Origin of the sequence: Thiofilum sp. (genome assembly GCF_016711335.1) — a bacterium.
Taxonomy (GTDB): Bacteria; Pseudomonadota; Gammaproteobacteria; order Thiotrichales; family Thiotrichaceae; genus Thiofilum.
Map to the genome: position 1 here is coordinate 1076014 of NZ_JADJTF010000001.1, position 17034 is coordinate 1093047.

At 45.7% G+C, this 17034-nt stretch carries 22 protein-coding genes; 4 read left to right on the top strand and 18 right to left on the bottom strand.

The genetic code is table 11. The features are described from left to right. Positions 1-81: 81 nt before the first annotated feature. The gene (locus tag IPL34_RS05100) at positions 82-672 is read right to left on the bottom strand and encodes an HAD family hydrolase (RefSeq protein ID WP_296838672.1); all 591 of its coding nucleotides are present in this window, start codon (positions 670-672) and stop codon (positions 82-84) included. 88 nt (positions 673-760) lie between these two features. On the opposite strand from IPL34_RS05100, the gene IPL34_RS05105 reads away from it, so the two are divergent. The 3 genes from IPL34_RS05105 to IPL34_RS05115 are packed head-to-tail and all read left to right on the top strand — an operon-like array spanning position 761 to position 2559. Next, positions 761-1528, top strand: a complete 768-nt coding sequence (locus IPL34_RS05105) for an RNA pseudouridine synthase (protein ID WP_296838675.1) — start codon at positions 761-763, stop codon at positions 1526-1528. Beyond that, positions 1528-2238: an AzlC family ABC transporter permease gene (locus IPL34_RS05110; protein WP_296838679.1), complete on the top strand. Its 711-nt coding sequence runs from the start codon at positions 1528-1530 to the stop codon at positions 2236-2238. Before IPL34_RS05105 ends, IPL34_RS05110 begins: the two co-directional genes overlap by 1 nt. A gap of 3 nt (positions 2239-2241) precedes the next feature. Then, complete coding sequence (locus IPL34_RS05115) at positions 2242-2559, top strand: AzlD domain-containing protein (RefSeq protein WP_296838682.1); 318 nt, start codon at positions 2242-2244, stop codon at positions 2557-2559. Here IPL34_RS05115 and IPL34_RS05120 read toward each other — a convergent pair. Continuing rightward, positions 2556-3416 (bottom strand): WYL domain-containing protein, encoded by an 861-nt coding sequence (locus IPL34_RS05120; protein ID WP_296838685.1) that lies wholly within the window; start codon positions 3414-3416, stop codon positions 2556-2558. The genes IPL34_RS05115 and IPL34_RS05120 overlap by 4 nt on opposite strands. A gap of 574 nt (positions 3417-3990) precedes the next feature. Here IPL34_RS05120 and hemF point away from each other — a divergent pair. Further along, positions 3991-4902 (top strand): oxygen-dependent coproporphyrinogen oxidase, encoded by a 912-nt coding sequence (hemF, locus tag IPL34_RS05125; protein WP_296838687.1) that lies wholly within the window; start codon positions 3991-3993, stop codon positions 4900-4902. 25 nt (positions 4903-4927) lie between these two features. Here hemF and IPL34_RS05130 read toward each other — a convergent pair whose 3' ends face one another. The 16 genes from IPL34_RS05130 to hisA form a co-directional block, all read right to left on the bottom strand. Beyond that, positions 4928-5653, bottom strand: a complete 726-nt coding sequence (locus IPL34_RS05130; RefSeq protein ID WP_296838689.1) for a 1-acyl-sn-glycerol-3-phosphate acyltransferase — start codon at positions 5651-5653, stop codon at positions 4928-4930. A 73-nt stretch (positions 5654-5726) separates the two neighbouring features. After that, the gene (locus IPL34_RS05135) at positions 5727-6071 is read right to left on the bottom strand and encodes a LysM peptidoglycan-binding domain-containing protein (RefSeq protein WP_296838691.1); all 345 of its coding nucleotides are present in this window, start codon (positions 6069-6071) and stop codon (positions 5727-5729) included. Further along, a complete protein-coding gene (locus tag IPL34_RS05140; protein ID WP_296838693.1) occupies positions 6068-6355 on the bottom strand; it encodes a hypothetical protein in 288 nt (95 codons plus the stop codon). The genes IPL34_RS05135 and IPL34_RS05140 overlap by 4 nt, the downstream gene beginning before the upstream one ends. A 283-nt stretch (positions 6356-6638) precedes the next feature. Continuing rightward, the gene (gene gmhB / locus IPL34_RS05145) at positions 6639-7169 is read right to left on the bottom strand and encodes a D-glycero-beta-D-manno-heptose 1,7-bisphosphate 7-phosphatase (RefSeq protein ID WP_296838694.1); all 531 of its coding nucleotides are present in this window, start codon (positions 7167-7169) and stop codon (positions 6639-6641) included. Then, positions 7163-7765 carry an XTP/dITP diphosphatase gene (locus tag IPL34_RS05150; protein ID WP_296838695.1) on the bottom strand — a complete coding sequence of 201 codons (603 nt, stop codon included), beginning with the start codon at positions 7763-7765 and terminating at the stop codon, positions 7163-7165. The genes gmhB and IPL34_RS05150 overlap by 7 nt, the downstream gene beginning before the upstream one ends. Beyond that, positions 7762-8478: a ribonuclease PH gene (gene rph / locus IPL34_RS05155; RefSeq protein ID WP_296838698.1), complete on the bottom strand. Its 717-nt coding sequence runs from the start codon at positions 8476-8478 to the stop codon at positions 7762-7764. Before rph ends, IPL34_RS05150 begins: the two co-directional genes overlap by 4 nt. 94 nt (positions 8479-8572) lie before the next feature. Continuing rightward, positions 8573-8797 (bottom strand): hypothetical protein, encoded by a 225-nt coding sequence (locus tag IPL34_RS05160; RefSeq protein WP_296838701.1) that lies wholly within the window; start codon positions 8795-8797, stop codon positions 8573-8575. Between the two features lie 113 nt (positions 8798-8910). Next, positions 8911-9954, bottom strand: coding sequence for a transposase (locus tag IPL34_RS05165; protein ID WP_296843039.1), 1044 nt, complete (start codon positions 9952-9954; stop codon positions 8911-8913). A gap of 77 nt (positions 9955-10031) precedes the next feature. Then, complete coding sequence (gene gpmI, locus IPL34_RS05170; protein ID WP_296838702.1) at positions 10032-11585, bottom strand: 2,3-bisphosphoglycerate-independent phosphoglycerate mutase; 1554 nt, start codon at positions 11583-11585, stop codon at positions 10032-10034. An 8-nt stretch (positions 11586-11593) separates the two neighbouring features. Further along, positions 11594-12685, bottom strand: a complete 1092-nt coding sequence (gene tatC, locus IPL34_RS05175; protein ID WP_296838704.1) for a twin-arginine translocase subunit TatC — start codon at positions 12683-12685, stop codon at positions 11594-11596. Then, positions 12672-12956, bottom strand: a complete 285-nt coding sequence (gene tatB, locus IPL34_RS05180; protein WP_296838707.1) for a Sec-independent protein translocase protein TatB — start codon at positions 12954-12956, stop codon at positions 12672-12674. The genes tatC and tatB overlap by 14 nt, the downstream gene beginning before the upstream one ends. A 13-nt stretch (positions 12957-12969) precedes the next feature. Next, complete coding sequence (gene tatA / locus IPL34_RS05185; RefSeq protein WP_296838709.1) at positions 12970-13227, bottom strand: twin-arginine translocase TatA/TatE family subunit; 258 nt, start codon at positions 13225-13227, stop codon at positions 12970-12972. A gap of 12 nt (positions 13228-13239) precedes the next feature. After that, positions 13240-13563, bottom strand: a complete 324-nt coding sequence (locus tag IPL34_RS05190) for a phosphoribosyl-ATP diphosphatase (protein ID WP_296838712.1) — start codon at positions 13561-13563, stop codon at positions 13240-13242. A 24-nt stretch (positions 13564-13587) separates the two neighbouring features. Further along, positions 13588-15465, bottom strand: a complete 1878-nt coding sequence (locus tag IPL34_RS05195) for an AAA family ATPase (RefSeq protein ID WP_296838715.1) — start codon at positions 15463-15465, stop codon at positions 13588-13590. Between the two features lie 24 nt (positions 15466-15489). After that, positions 15490-16263, bottom strand: a complete 774-nt coding sequence (hisF, locus tag IPL34_RS05200) for an imidazole glycerol phosphate synthase subunit HisF (RefSeq protein ID WP_296838717.1) — start codon at positions 16261-16263, stop codon at positions 15490-15492. Between the two features lie 3 nt (positions 16264-16266). Further along, on the bottom strand, positions 16267-17004 hold the full coding sequence (hisA, locus tag IPL34_RS05205; RefSeq protein ID WP_296838720.1) for a 1-(5-phosphoribosyl)-5-[(5-phosphoribosylamino)methylideneamino]imidazole-4-carboxamide isomerase: 738 nt from the start codon (positions 17002-17004) through the stop codon (positions 16267-16269). Positions 17005-17034 lie beyond the last annotated feature (30 nt).

The window sequence follows — 17034 nt, forward strand, 5'->3', positions numbered from 1 at the left end:
CTATGAATAGCAGATAGTTTAAGCATATGTCATTATGTTTGGGAGCATTGTGAATTTGTGCACAGTTTGGCGGTAAACTACTTAGCTTAATAATTCATGTAGTTGGCTAATGCATACATCAGCATAGGCGCGATGATTAAATTTACTACTAGGGTCAATATAAATGGTGCTGGTCTGGGCTGCACGTCCAGCTTGTAGGTCGTATAAATAGTCACCCACCATCACTGCCTCCTGAGCTAAACCTTGCCACTGAGTCAGTAGGCGCTCAATGCCCGCAGGATGAGGTTTGGGGGGCACACAGTCACGACTGACTAAATTATCCACGCTAAAGTAATCCCATAATCCTGCCGCTCTCAAAGTGACTTCAATATTTTGCAGACTATTGCGGGTTAAAATACCCATTTGGGCTTGTTGAGTATGTAAGTAAGCAAGTAATTCATGAGCACCCTCGGCAGCTTGGGCTTGGCTGGCAATTTCTAATTCAATGGCCTGTAATTGAGCGCGTTTAGGTGCAGCTTCCTCATCGGGCAGCTCAGCAAGACTTTCTAAAATCGTTTGATGGGCGGGTAGCCCTAAAGCATGGCGAATAGCGATAAAATCATGCTGCGCCAAGGTCAGGGTTCCGTCCATATCGAATATCCAATATTTGCGCTTCAGTAATGGGTGTGGCATGTTAGCTAAAACCTCCTTTTTTCTAATGCCGCACAGTAACACGCCCCGCAAACAGGCTGCAAAAGTCCCATAGGGCGACTGGAAATGAATGATGCCTAAAACGATACCAACTTCAGCTAATGACACCCTTACCTCTTTAAGCACAGTTACAGCGGTTCGCCTTTCAAAAGTCGTCATGCAATTAGTCGGTTGCTCACGTAACCAATCTGAGCAATATATTGAGGGTGGCTGGGTCACTGTAGATGGCAAAGTAGTAGAAGAACCTTATTTTCGGATTACCACCCAAAAAGTACAATTAGCCCCCAATGCACAGCTCACACCTTCTCAACCCGTCACTTTATTAGTACATAAAGCAGCAGGAGTGAGTATGGAGGAGCTAGCCAGTGAGCGTTATTTAAATCCTACTACGCGCTGGATTACGCATGTGACACAAAATGTGATTTTAAAACGTCACTTTAGAAAACAAGAACCCCTATTGCCCTTAGAAACTCAAGCCAGTGGCTTAGCTTTATTTAGCCAAGATGCACGTATTATTCGTAAGGTGAATTTTGACCGTGAGCGTATTGAGCATGAGTATCTAGTCGAGATTAGTGAAGCGTTATCTACCGCACAAATGCGCATTTTACAAACAGGTTCGACGCGTTCTCATTCCGTGCCACGCCATAAAGTTAGCTGGCAAAGCGAAAACTATCTACGGGTAGCGATTAAGGGGGCACATTTAGGACAAGTGGAAGAGTTATTTAAATTAATCAATGTCCAACCTCTAAGCCTAAAACGTTTACGTTTAGGACGTATTCCTTTGTCTAGTTTACCGGTGGGCTATTGGCGTTATGCAGCGACTTGGGAGCGTATTTAATGACTAGAGGGGCTGCATTTCGTTTCGGAGCATTAGTCTCTGCTCCGATGATTTTAGGGGGTGTCCCTTTTGGCATTATATTCGGGTCATTAGTGGCGACATCGGGTTTTAGTGTGTGGTTAGCGGTGGCGCTATCCGCCCTAGTGTTTGCTGGCTCCTCGCAATTCATTGCGATTGGTTTAATAGCGGTAAGTGCGCCGGTATGGGTGATTGTATCGACGACTTTTATTGTCAATTTACGTCATTTTTTATATGCCGCTGATTTATTAAAGCATGTGCGCCATTTGCCTCTAGGCTGGCGGGCATTATTAGCCTTTGGTTTAACGGATGAAACCTATGCAGCCGTGAAACCCTATTATGCCAATGGGCGTTTGGATGAGCAAAACGGACATTGGGCTTATCTAGGTTCTATAGTCGCCATGTATAGCATGTGGAATGCCACGACCTTGTTGGGCTATTTTGTCGGTAGTCAAATTCCAGATCTCAGTAACTGGGGTTTAGAGTTTGCTATGGTAGCGACCTTTATTGGCATTATTACCCCCTATTTAAAAACTTTACCTTATTGGGGCGCATTAATCGGGGCGAGTTTTACCGCCTTAGCTTTAGTCCATTTGCCCAATAATCTAGGTCTGCTGATTGCGGCATTAGTGGGGGTGAGTATGGGGATGTTGACTGAATACTTGCAGCATCAAATACAAGATAAAGGCTAAAACATGGACTTAGTGTGGATTATTGGAGGTATGTTTATCGTCACTTTTGGGGTGCGCTTTGTTTTGTATGCGCGTGCAGAAAAAGTGATTTTGCCGCCTTGGATAGAGCAAGCTTTGCGTTTTGTTCCGGTATCTGTACTAGGGGCGATTGTAATGCCGATGGTATTAATGCCGAACAAAGAATGGGATTTAAGCTTTACCAGTCCTTGGTTAGTCGGTGGCTTAGTGGCTTTTGTGTTGGGTTTAGTACGCCAGCAACCTTTATTAACGATTGTTGGCGGAGTAGTCGCTTTCTTTCTCACTAAGTATTTAATAGCTTAGGGCTTTTCTGGGCGGAGACGCTGTTGAACGGCTTTAACTTGCTCTCTATTGACTAACGCTAACTCTTGCTTTTCGAGCGGCTCCTCAGCATTGAGATTATAAGCCTGCATAAAATAATGCACTAATGCAGCTTTCATTTGCACCTGTAGTTTACCATTATCCATACCATAATCGCGCTCTACGGCGTGTCGTTGTTCCTCACTGAGCTTGGGATTGGGACTTAGTTCTAAAGTCACCAGCGCATGCCATTCATAATCGTGGGCAATATTAATTTCGCACGGTTTATGATGGCGAATCTCTAAAATACGCGACAAAACAAAATCCCTAAAATCCTGATTATTCTCGCAATAACTCCGGCAATGCCAACGCTTGTCTGCAAAACCTAAAGCATGCGGCATGATCCAACGCCAACTAGGGTTAGGTTGGCTAAACGATTGGTATTTAATTTCAATAGCTTGGCGCTCACGAATCGCCTGCACAATATGGCGCACGGTATCCGCATCAATCGAGCGTTTGATATTAGGTAAAGTGCCATGATCCAAATTACGTACATGCAATAAGGTGTCGGGCGTTTGCTGATCACTTAAGAGTTGCTCTAAATAGCGCTCTGCATTGGGTTTAATGAATTTAGGCTCAAACTGAAGTGAGGCTAAATAGCATTTACGGCTTTTATCGTACTCAATATTATCAGGCGCTAGTTCTTGATAGCGCTTAATGTCAGCGGACGCTTGCGGCGTGGATACCCCAAAAAACTGGGTAATGTCTTTACGATTCACCTTACCGTCCCAGTAGAGCAAATACTCGATGAAGTCGATACGGCGCTCCATACCCCATTGCATGATGGATTCGTGGCTCATGTTGTCCTTCTCGTTGAGTGGTTAGGATGATTATCTACGCTCATCGGATTTTATAACAGTGTTAAATTAAACACGCTTAAGTACTGGTGTGAGCGATGGCGTATCGTCCATACTTCGTCATGGATAAGGAGCTATCAAGGCTTCACCGCCTATCGTTTAAGGCGTTAATCCCCTTCAAGAAACCAAAGGACACGCGTTAGTCCCCGAACAAAAAAGCTGAATTGTGAAATTAACCGTCGGCGGATACCGATTGAGCATACCTTTGCCGCCTTGAAAGTCTTTAAAATACCCAGTACCCGCTACCGCAGCAACCGACGCAAACTATTACTGTTACGGTTTAATTTAAGCGTAGGTCTGTACAACCGGGAGTTGCTTAATATTTGATTTATGAAAGAGATCTATTATTTTGGCGCTCTGGTTCATGCTGATCATTATCTTTTTTGATTGACTTTAAAAAATTGAACGTCAGATTAAATCTAAACTTTTACACCCCATTACTCAAACCTTAGCCACCACTCACCATCTGCGCTAAGATACCCCAATTTCCTGATAGCCCGATTTTGAGTATCCGATCATGAGTCAACCCGATATTGCAGCGGTCAAACACTACCTACTCGCCTTGCAAGATGATATTTGTGCCCAACTCAGCGCCGAAGATGGCGCAGCCTCCTTCCAAGAAGACGCATGGGATCGTCCCGCAGGTGGTGGCGGACGTAGCCGCGTACTAACCAATGGCGCGGTCTTTGAACAAGGCGGTGTCAACTTTTCCCATGTTTTTGGCACGCAACTTCCCGCCTCCGCCACTGCCCATCGTCCCGAACTCGCAGGTCGCAGCTTCCAAGCAATGGGCGTATCACTGGTTATTCACCCTAATAACCCCTTTGTGCCCACCTCACATGCCAATGTGCGCTTTTTTATGGCTGAAAAAGCAGGCGCTGATCCGGTGTGGTGGTTTGGTGGTGGCTTTGACTTAACCCCCTATTATGGTAATGAAGACGATTGCCGCGAATGGCATCAAACGGCAAAAGCGGCGTGTGATCCTTTTGGCGCTGAGGTTTATCCGCGCTTTAAAAAATGGTGTGACGAGTACTTTTATTTAAAGCATCGCCAAGAAGCACGCGGTGTAGGTGGTTTATTTTTTGATGATTTGAACGAGTGGGATTTTGAAACATCCTTTGCCTTTATGCGCAGTGTGGGCGACCACTACATTAAAGCCTATCGCCCCATTGTAAACCGTCGTAAAGACACGCCTTACACCGAGCAACACCGCGATTTTCAACTCTACCGCCGTGGGCGCTATGTAGAGTTTAATCTGGTGTATGATCGCGGCACGATCTTTGGTTTGCAAACCGGAGGGCGCACCGAGTCGATTTTAATGTCGTTACCGCCCTTGGTAAAATGGCGCTATAACTGGCAACCTGAGCCTAATAGCTTAGAAGCTAAGCTATATACCGATTTTCTTCCGGCTAGGGATTGGCTCGCTTAGGTGATGAAGTGATTGCGGTCAATGCTTACCTTGAGCGTGGTAAGCGTTGACGCTCAGCTTCAATCCAGTCTTGCGTTTTTTTAGTTACTTCAGTAGCGCTTAAACCTTGAGTTTCAATCAGTGGACCAATACTGACCGTAACCACGCCCGGATATTTAATAAAACTATGACGTGGCCAGAAAAAACCTGCATTGTGAGCAATAGGTACGACAGGTACTTCTGCATAGGTGGCTAAAATCCCGCCCCCTGCTTTATAAGGTACGTGTTCAGTCGCACCAATGCGTGTGCCTTCGGGAAAGATAGCAATCGAAATGCCCTCGGCTAATTTTTCCTTACCCACTTGCTTGATTTGAGCCACTGAGGAACGCCCATCTTTACGATTAATCGCAATAGGCTTGGTATGAATCAGCCCCCAACCAAAAAAGGGAATAAAAAGCAGTTCGCGTTTGAGTACCCAAGTCACACGCCCAAATAACTGAGGTAGGATCAGTGTTTCAAAGGTGGACTGATGATTAGCCATAATGACAACGGCTTGTTTGGGTAGGTTTTCCAAACCTTGAATTTGATAGGTGAGATTACACGTAACTTTGAGCCACCAGAGGTTTAATACCCCCCAGGAGCGCACGATTTTACGGTTGATTTTTTCGGGTAATAAAAATTGGATCGGTGATAATAGGCTATATACCAGTATGCTAAGTGCAAATCCTATCCAAAATACGGTTGAACGTAAGGTTAAGCCTACAGTGGTCATAAATCTACCTTGAGAAAAAAAAGCTCAAGGGATTATAGCGGTTTTTAGTGGGCAAAGAGCGAAAAAGAAGTGTTTAACGCCAAAGAGTGATGGCTTCACGGTCGTCATACCAAATAATACGAGGAGCATATAACCAATACACGCAGATATACTGTCCGGGATAAATACGTTGATCATACGGGTCAATAAATGAGTAGTCATTCATAAGCGTAATCCACCAATATTCATAGCCTGAGCGCACGTAATAATGTGCAATACTCCAAGGTGTTTCACCAAACTCTACACGGTGCGCTTGTAGGCAGTTCTCATGCAAAGTGATGGTAAAGTTAGCAGGCGTATAGGGTGGTCTGGGTTCAGCAAGATAAATAATCCACAATACCAAGAGACCAATAATGGCAATATAAGTGGATTGACTCATGGCATGTCATCAGTGTCATAGGGACGGTTGCGGTCTCGTTGTGCTAGTAGATTCCGCTGAGCTTCATGAATAAACGTATCATTACTATTGGGAATAGCGTTGGTTTGGATGTCATGTGCAATGCCATTAATAAACCCTGCACGATACCCCACTCTTCTGCCACGCTCATAACCATCCTCCCAAATGGCATAGATAACGGCTAGCGTTAATATAATTACCAAGATAAGACCGCTGTGCTCACTCATCCATTTTATGACTTCGTGAATAATATCAGGAACACTCATGACCACTACCTCTAGTAATAGTAAGCGCTGTATTGGATGCTATAGCGCTACGCTAACCAACCCAAAAGCAAAGCCTAATGCTTTTCTTGGCAACCTAAGCCTATTGACTGGTGATTAAAGCGGATACCCATAAGATCGATGCCGTGGGGATAAGCATCTATTAATATTTATACTTTATTTCAGGTTAAAGTGCAGTGTTTTTCAGCAATTAGCTAATAGTAAAATTTTCACATTGCGCAGCACCATTAGGTTTCATGTGAAACAAGGTGGATTAGTGGCTGGGCTAGGAAAGCAATGCTTGAACGGCTACCCTGAGGTCTGAGTAGATTTTAATATGACTAGGTAACTTACCACTGGCTACCGTTCGCTCCCCTTTACCCGTTAGCACTTGCAGATACTCAATACCAAAAGCACTAGCAGCTTGATAATCACTGATCGAATCGCCAATCATCATGATTTCAGCCTTAGGTGAATTAAACTGCTGGGCAATAGCCTCTAACATACCTGTCAAAGGCTTACGGCATGAACAAACATCATCAGGACCATGAGGACAGTAGGCAATATAATCTACTTGAGTATTAAAAGGTTGCAGTAGTTGCTGCATTTTGGCGTGCATAGCGTTGAGAGTGCCGAGCGTGTAGTAGCCGCGTGCTAAGCCTGATTGATTAGTTGCAACCGCTACGCTATGACCTGCCTGTTTAAGCGCAGCAATCGCTTCAATACTACCCTCAATTGGCTGCCACTCATCCACACTCTTAATATAAAAATCGGAGTCATGATTAATAACTCCATCACGATCTAGAATAATTAGCATAAAGACTGGAGGCGTTGTTTGAGGAGGTTAAGTGCTTGAGCACGGTGACTCAGTTGATTTTTAAGAGCCTTATCCATTTGAGCGGCGGTGCAATCATGCTCTGGCACATAAAATAAGGGATCATATCCAAAGCCCTGATTGCCTTGAGGTGCAGTTAGAATTCTTCCCTGCCAACGTGCTTCAGCAATAAGAGGCGTAGGATCATCAGCATGATCAACCCATGCTAGGCAACAATGAAAGTGTGCAGTACGTTGTTCTGTGGGTACATCCGCTAGCGCTTGGAGTAATTTGGCATTATTAGCCGCATCATTCGTCGGTGTGCCTGCAAAACGAGCCGAGTAAATGCCCGGTGCACCCTTGAGTGCATGGACGACTAAACCCGAATCATCAGCTAATGCAGGCAAACCTGTTAGGCGTGAGGCATGACGTGCTTTCAACAGGGCATTTTCAATAAAGCTTAAGCCTGTTTCTTGCGCTTCAGGCACATGGAGCTGTCCTTGATTAATGACCTCATAGCCAAAATCAGCCAGCAAAGCAGCAAATTCGCGCACTTTGCCTTGATTATTAGAGGCGAGTACTACGGTTTTAGTACTCATTGCTCTAAAGCCTCGCGTTGGAGCTGCATAATCTCTTGTATGCCTTTCTCTGCGAGCGCTAATAAAGTATCTAATTCATCACGACGGAATGCATGCCCCTCAGCCGTGCCTTGAATTTCAATGAATTGCCCTGCTTCGTTCATCACCACATTCATATCGGTTTCAGCATTAGAGTCCTCGGCGTAATCTAAATCTAATACCGGAACACCAGAGAAAATACCGACTGACACGGAGGCAATCTGACCATGTAATGGGTTGGTTTTGACTTTACCGTTGCTCATTAGTTTTTGAATGGCATCACATAAGGCAACATACGCACCACTAATCGATGCAGTACGTGTACCACCATCGGCTTGCAATACATCGCAGTCAATGGTGATCTGCACTTCACCTAAGGCTTCTAAGTTGACGATGGAACGCAAGGCACGCCCAATCAAGCGTTGGATTTCCATGGTGCGTCCGCTTTGTTTGCCCTTTGCGGCTTCACGTTGGGTACGGGTTGAGGTCGCGCGGGGTAGCATACCGTATTCGGCGGTAATCCAACCTTGTCCTTTGCCTTTTAAAAACGAAGGAATCCGCTCTTCCACGCTGGCCGTACACAGTACTTTAGTATTACCAAACTCGACCAATACCGCCCCTTCAGCATGGCAAGTATAATGGCGCGTAAAGCGTACCGTGCGTAAAGCATCAGGGTTACGTCCGCTGGGCCTCATGTTCATTCCTTCACATTATTATTGGAGGCTTGATTATACGTATCTGAGTTTTTAGTGCCACCGTCGATTTTAAGTGTACCGGTACACTTAAAATTTAATAGCTAGCAGGACTATAAGCAGTTCGGTAAAACTGTGGCGGATTAAAAGCAGGCGCAACAGGCATATAGCGGGGCGGATCAGCACTAGGATAAGCAGCGCCCACAGCATTAGCATTCATAGGCATTTGAGTTTTATGAGTGCCGACAGCAGGAATGGTATTACTGCAAGCAGTCAGCGTTAGAAAAGCAACACTCCACAGAGACAACCACAAGAGTCTCATAGCAACCTCGTTATTATTCTTATTTTGGTAAAATTGGGTTAGGGCGTATCTTAGCTGGCTTGACTAAGATACGCTGAATTAACCGATAGACGAGGTTTTAACAGGCTTAGGACTTACGCATTGACGGCGGCCTGAAATTGTGGATTAAGGTGCTGCTTGCCTTGCATGAAGTTGTTGACAAAAGCAGCCACAGCATCCGTGTACAAGTTACGTTGCCATTGGTAGGCGTTACTGATGATGGCCACAAACTGCATCTGTTGCAGGTGGACGTAGCTGCACAGGGCAGCAAAGACATGGTTGCGTATCGGGACTTTGCCGCGCACCTGAAATTTCTCGATATGGCAGACTTGCTTGATCAGGCGGTGGTATTGCTCAATCTGCCAATGTTGGTCATGCAGAGTCTGGAAATCCGCTGGCTGGAAGGCGTCATAGGCGTTGGTATCCGGGAGGAAAACCACGTAATGGCGCAGCTGGTCTTTTAACTGCGTCCGAAACAGCCTCACCTCACCAAATTCGCGTAACCAGACCCTCAGCCCGTCGGGGGGGATGTCCAGTTTCTGCACCTGCATCCATGCCCCCTTTTCGGTGGATACCCGGCGGTTACTTTCCACGGCGAACAGGAACCCCATACGGTGGTTTCTTACCGTCTTGAGGTTGCCCACACAGGAATACCAGCTATCCCCGGTCATAAAAGCGGGTTGCAGCCCCCATGCCAAGACTTCCTCCAGCATGTCGAGGAAATAATCATTTTTGGTCTTGCCTTCAGCCTTATCATACACCCGGTAGTTGACCGGCAGGCTGCGCCCTTGTGGATCGCTGTAATACAACGTGATCAGATTCAGCCCCTTCACCACCCGATGGTGCTTGCCTGACCAGAAGTGCCCCACCAGGTCCATATGCTGGCTATAGGGTTTGTCCAGCGTGCTGTCATCCACACTCAATGTCCCGCCCACCAAGTTCAGCAGCCGCGATGCTTCATTGAACAGGTCACGCGGCTCATACGCCTCCCTCAACAGGAAGCGGTTTACGCTGTCATGCGAGATGCCCATCACTTCCGACAGGCGGGTGCAAGTGCTTGATGTCGGTTCACTCATCAGAAACCCCATATACATGGGCAGGGTGCAATTAGCAGTCGGTGGGCGTGTGAGCCTTCTTATCATTGGCTTTTAGGTCGCGGGAAAAACTTATTCCTGACACAAACCGGGCTGCTTCGTCAATGCGTAAGTCCTAAGGCTTATTGATAAGCAGCAAGACCACCTGTAACAGGCTCTAATAATAAACTGCGTCCTTGAATAGCGGCTGGTTGTTCTAAGCCCATGAGTTGTAAAACCGTTCCGGCAATATTGCTCAAACCACCACTGGTAGATAAACGCCAGTGAAGTTTATCAATCACTAAGCAGGGTACGGGGTAAACCGTATGTTGGGTATTAGGTTCACCAGTGAGCGGATCGATATACTCATCACAATTGCCATGATCCGCCGTTAAGACCACAGAGTAGTCGTTTTTCACGGCGCAATCTAATACGCGTCCCACCTCTTTATCGAGCGCTTCTACCGCTTTAATCACAGCATTACCCACAGCGGTATGCCCTACCATATCGCCATTAGCAAAATTGACCACAATAAAACTATGCTCACCTTGATCTAATGCCGCACACACCGCGTCAGCGACTTCAGGTGCACTCATTTCAGGCTTAAGATCATAGGTTTCGACCTTAGGCGAAGGAATAACTAAGCGTTCCTCACCGGCATAAGGCTCTTCTTTACCGCTATTAAAGAAGAAGGTGACATGCGCGTATTTTTCGGTTTCAGAACAATGAAACTGTTTTAGCCCTGCTTGGCTAATCACATCGGCTAGATTAGTGCTAGCACGCTCTGGTTGATACATAACCAGAGCAGGCAATTGATTATCATAAAGCGTCATCGTGACTAATTTAACGGGTTGGAAGTCGCCGCGCTCAAAATGCTTAAATTCAACACTGGCTAAGGCTTCTGAGGTTTCACGCGGGCGATCATTGCGGAAATTAAAGAATAAAACCGGATCAGCGCTTTGAATCAGTTTTGCCCCGTTTACAATACGCGGCTTAATGAATTCATCGGTTTCATCCACCGCATAGGCATCTTCAATGGCTGCCGTACCTGACTGTACCGGTACACCCACACCGCGCACTAAACCGCCCCAAGCGACTTGCACGCGCTCCCAACGTTTATCCCGATCCATAGCATAAAAACGCCCCGTGATCGTAGAGAGTACACCGCCCGTTTTAGCCAGTTCAGTTTCTAAACGTTGAATAAAACCTAAGGCAGCTTTGGGAGCCGTATCGCGTCCATCTGTAATAGCATGTACGGAAGCGGTGACACCATTTGCTTGGCAAATCTTCAACAGTGCTATGAGGTGATTAATATGACTATGTACGCCCCCATCCGAGACTAAGCCAATTAAATGCAAAGGACGATTTTCGAGTTTGGCATAATTGAGTGCTGTCAGTAGGGCATCATTTTTAGCAAGACTTCCGTCCTCAACGGCATCATCAATGCGTACCAAGTCCTGCTTGAGAATCGAACCACAGCCTAAGGTTAAATGTCCCACTTCAGAATTACCCATTTGCCCATCAGGTAAACCTACTGCTCGCCCTGACGCTTGCAGAGTGGTATGCGGGTATTTACCAAAGTATTGGTCTAGCTTAGGAGTATTAGCTTCATAGACAGCATTATATTTTTTGCTGGGATTGACTCCAAAGCCATCGAGAATAATTAATAAGGTTTTACGACGTGGTACGGTGTTCATAGTTCTGCTTAGGTTTTATCTAAATCATCAGGGTTAGCATTACGCGCGTCATAGTCAGCCTCTAACTTAGCTTGTTCGGCTTCGATGCGGGCGAATTCTGCTTCCATTTCTTCATCAGTTAAGGGTTTGAAGCTATCTTCATCGGCTGCTGCGTTAGCAGAGGATTCCGGAGCACTACTAGGATTAGCATCTTGTACTAAGTATTGATCATCTTCCCATAAAGTCGTTGCAGCGGTAGTAGCTGCAGCAACTCCAGCCGTAGCGAGGACGGTATTAGTACTTGAGTCAGTAGCTTCACTAGCCGTAGTTTGCGTTGTGGTGGCTTGTTCAAACTGGTCTTTTTCCACTTTGAAACGTGCAATATGCTTGTTGAAGACACGGCTAAGTACTAAGCCTAATTCAAACAACATCCAAATCGGCACTGCCATTAGAATCTGTGACACTACATCGGGTGGGGTGAGGAACATAGCAATCACGAATGCCCCCACAATAATATAGGGACGTGCTTTTATCAGCGTCTCAACACTCACCACCCCCATACCAATCAGTAAAATGGTGGCAACAGGTGTTTCAAAGCTCAGCCCAAACGCTAGAAACATCGCAACGGTAAAATCTAAATAACTTGCTATATCAGGTGCGGGATTAACATTACTCGGTGCAAAGGCCACCGCCGCGCGTGCAATCATGGGGATTACCACAAAGTAGGCGAAGGCAATACCAATATAAAATAAGGATACGCTAGACACTAAAAGCGGCGTGACTAAGCGCTTTTCATGCTGATATAAGCCGGGGGCGATAAATCCCCAGATTTGGTAAAAGGTATAAGGGAGAGTCACTAAAAAAGCGACCAGCAAAGCTAGCTTAAAAGGGATTAAAAAAGGTGAAGCCACCCCTACCGCAATTAGCTTTTCGCCTTGGGGTAAATGTTGGATCAGCGGGGCGGAAAGAATATTATATAAATCTTGAGCAAAAGGGGTGAGGCAAATAAATACTGCACCCACGACAATGACGATACGTAATAAACGGTCACGCAGCTCAACTAAATGCTCTAAAAAACCACCCAATAAATGAGCGGGAGAAGAGGGTTCAGGGTTTGTCATGTGGTTCTAATTCCTTACGTACCTCGGCTGTTTTCTCGCTCATCATGATTTTTAAATTGCGCAGCTCCTCTTCTTGCTTATTAAGCATTTCGCGTAGTTCATCGGCACGGAGTTCATGCTCAATATCCGCTTTAGTGGTGGCCACAAAACGTCTGATACGCCCAATCCAGCCCCCAATCGTGCGAGCCACCGTAGGTAAACGTTCAGGGCCAATGACTAAAAGCGCTACCACGCCAATCACCAGCATTTCGAGGAAACTGCTTTCAAACATGGTCTAGCCTTATTTAGGACACTTTGTCTTTTTGAGTCGCTTGACCTTCAATCACACGCCCATCAGCGTGAGGGGTTTGAGGGGGTAATTGATTAGTAGCGGTTTCAGTGGGTTGCTCGTCTTTTTTAGCCTCATCACCATCTTTGACAGCGCGGCGGAAATTTTTAAAAGCCTCGCCTAAATCGCCCCCCATATTGCGTAGCTTTTTCGTGCCAAACAGCAAAATGACGATGACTAAAATAAGAACCAGTTGTAAGGGACTGAAATGCATGTTGCGATCCTTTTAATGAGGGGTACGATGGCTTTTTTCAACCAAACCCGATAAACCAAACCGACGCGCTAATTCAGCTAGTACAGCATCGGGATGTAAGTTTTGTTGTGCTAATAATACTAAGGTATGAAACCATAAATCGGCTACTTCATACACAATCTTATCGGGCACACCGTCTTTCGCGGCCATCACGGTTTCTGTGGCCTCTTCACCAATTTTCTTTAAGATACTATCTAAGCCTTTATGGTACAGCGAGGCAACGTAAGAGCTGTCTTTATCCGCGCCTTTACGTTGTTCGAGTACTTCGGCTAGTGCCGTCAAAATCGCTTCATTCATAGTCAGGTAGTAACACTCAATCGTTTAATTTACTCGTACTGCGTCTAACTGCTTATCATAGGCGGGGATATGTAAATGTCCTTCTGGTTTAACCTCTACCACTAACCCATACTGAGCCGCAAGTTCAGCGGTATGACTGCTTTCCAATTGCCCTTTTTGCGTCAATTGCATAGACAAGCTTTGTAGCAGAAGAATATGACGACTTAATAACTCGCGCGTTTCACTCACTAAACGCATCATCATTTTTTCCACATCCATATCGGTTACATCCCGATTCATCATATAAGCATGATGATCAAGGGTATAAGTCGCCTGAAACTCATCATCAAAACCGTATTTACGCACATAGTCTAACGCTAATACCGTCGCTTGTTCACGGTCATTTTCCCGACCTGTAGAGGCATTGAAAGTGCCAAACACAATCTCTTCAGCTAAGCCACCCGCGAGGTAAACCTTAATCATATCCAGCATACTGCGTTTAGTACGATGGATTTGATGCGGGAAGGTAAAGCCACCGGAATAGCTACTCGCTACTTTACTTTGCAATTGTAAAGGCACTAAACCGAATAACACCATATATACCACGGCATGTCCCGACTCATGCACACTAATATTAGCCACAGCGGCTTGTTGATTAGTTTGGCGGATTTTATCAATACGCCCTGAGTACGCATAGGAAAAGTCTGTCTCGCCTACCTTAGCCTCAATTTTTTGCTCAGCTTCATTGAAATTGAGATGAATCGTCGTTTCTTCATGGGTGAGTGCATGCAATAGCATTTTGGATAAATTCATTTCCAAAATGTCAGTCACACTAGAAAAGACAGGACGCACCCCTTGCACCGGAAAGACCCCATTACGATAAATCAGCCGCGCAATACTGTCATCAAGGGTGAGTTGTACGCCAGTATGCTCAAATGTTTCACGGCAAACACGCTCAATCTCACGTTGGATCAATACCTCAAAGTCTTGTTTTCTTAAGCTCGGATAGATCAAATGAATATTACCAAACCGTGCTACTTGTTCAGGGCGGAATTTATTCATCAACGCTTCTTTGACATCCATGAGCGTTACTTTGGTGGTAAAGGCGTGGAAAATATCCGCATCCACATCCGCCTCAGCTGCTTGAGTCGCCATATGGAAAGCATCATCTAAGTTTCCTGAAATTAATATTAAAGTCTTAGAATGATTAATCGGTTCGTAGATCGCTTTTTGACGCTTAGCCGACATAATGAGATCGAACATTTCATCTTCGGTCATATCCATTAAGTCTTCTACGCTGAGATCTAGGCTTAGTGCTTTGCGTAGCTCCAGTGCTTCCCACATACTTAGGTAAACGGTTTCTTCCTCGACTTCTTCGCCTTTACTGCGTTTACGTTGATTCTCTTTACGGCGTTGGAAATAGCCCATGAGGAAGTTATCTAAATTATCCCGATGTTTTTTGGATAAACGCCCATCCGAGAGCAATTCCCAAAAATCCATGAATTTAGTTTGCCCTAAAGGTTTGCCATCGGTATCAATCGTATTAAAACGCTGAATTTCATCAAATAACACAATGGCGGGTTTACCATCGTGTAGCTCATGACTATCAAGCACTGAAGAGACAGAAGAGTGCCACAGGGTTTCGTCCACATTGGATAGCTCCACTTCCACAAAGCGATCTTGGAAGTGCAGACTTTTTACCAATTTACGTACCAAATCGGTTTTACCTACTCCCGTCATCCCCCAGAGATTCACAATCACAGGGCGCTTGAGTAGTTCAGGGATTAAGTACCACACCTGAATATAATCAATCAGATCATCAATGATCTTATCGATACCGACAAAATGTTGCTTGAGGGTAGCTTTGGTTTCCTCTAATTTAGCTTTGCGTTCCGCAATGAGTTGACGATCTAGTTTGAGCATGTAATCCGTTTCTTGTAATAAGTGTTATAGGCGCATTTCAATGCCCTGTTCGGCCATAAATGCTTTTGCCTCACCGATAGTGTGTTGCCCAAAGTGGAAAATACTGGCGGCTAATACCGCATCGGCTTTTCCGGTTAAAATACCATCGGCTAAATGTTGTAGATTGCCCACACCTCCTGAGGCGATGAGGGGGACATTGACGCGCTCATTTAGCGCCTGCATTAATTCTAGATCAAAGCCGCTTTTAGTTCCGTCCCGATCCATACTGGTGACTAATAGTTCACCTGCTCCGAATTCAACCATCTTTTCAGCCCATGCTAAAGCATCAATTCCCGTGCCTTTGCGACCACCATGAGTGAAAATTTCCCATTTTGGCGCTTCATTAGGTGGGTTAACACGTTTAGCATCGATAGCCACCACAATACATTGCGAACCAAAGTATTCAGCGGCCTCACGCACAAAATCAGGATTAAAAACGGCAGCAGTATTAATAGACACTTTATCCGCGCCTGCGTTCAACATGCGGCGTATATCGTCTAATTTGCGAATCCCGCCCCCTACTGTTAACGGGATAAATACTTGTGAAGCGACTTGCTCGACCATATGCGCCATCGTTTCACGGTCATCGGAGCTGGCGGTAATATCTAAAAAGGTAATTTCATCCGCACCCTCGCGATTATAACGCGCAGCAATTTCAACCGGATCGCCTGCATCACGAATCCCGACAAAGTTTACCCCTTTCACCACGCGCCCATTATCAACATCGAGGCAAGGAATAATACGTTTAGCTAGACCCATGATTTACCCCTTAATGCCGTCAACATAACGTTGCGCGTCGCTAAGATTAATCGTGCCTTCGTAAATCGAACGCCCTAAAATGGCTCCCATGACACCTTTATCTTCAACAGCGCATAAGGCACTAATATCATTCATATTAGTGACCCCACCGGAGGCAATGACTGGAATACTAATGCTTTGCGCTAGATGAGCCGTTTCAGCCACATTGACGCCTTGCATCATGCCATCGCGGGCTATGTCGGTATAAACAATGGCACTCACGCCTGCTTGTTCAAATTGCTTAGCTAATTCAATCGCGGAAACGCGCGAGACTTCGGCCCAGCCATCGGTGGCGACCATACCATTTTTCGCGTCAATACCGACAATAATGTGATTAGGAAATTGCTTACATACATCAATCACAAACTGTGGGTCTTGTACCGCTTTCGTGCCAATAATGCAGTATTGCACGCCAGCCTCTAAGTAAGCTTGAATGGTGGCTGCATCACGAATCCCGCCCCCAATTTGTACGGGAATGCGTGGGAAGCGGGCAGTAATCGCTTTTACTACCTCGCCATTAATCGGTTTACCCTCAAACGCACCATTTAAATCCACGAGATGTAAGCGACGTGCGCCTTCTTCGACCCAACGTGCCGCCATATCGACGGGGCTATCAGAGAATACGGTCGAGTCATCCATACGCCCTTGGCGTAAGCGCACACATTTACCATCTTTAAGATCAATGGCGGGAATTAACAACATGGAGCTAATCCTTTTTCAGCGAGAGTAACT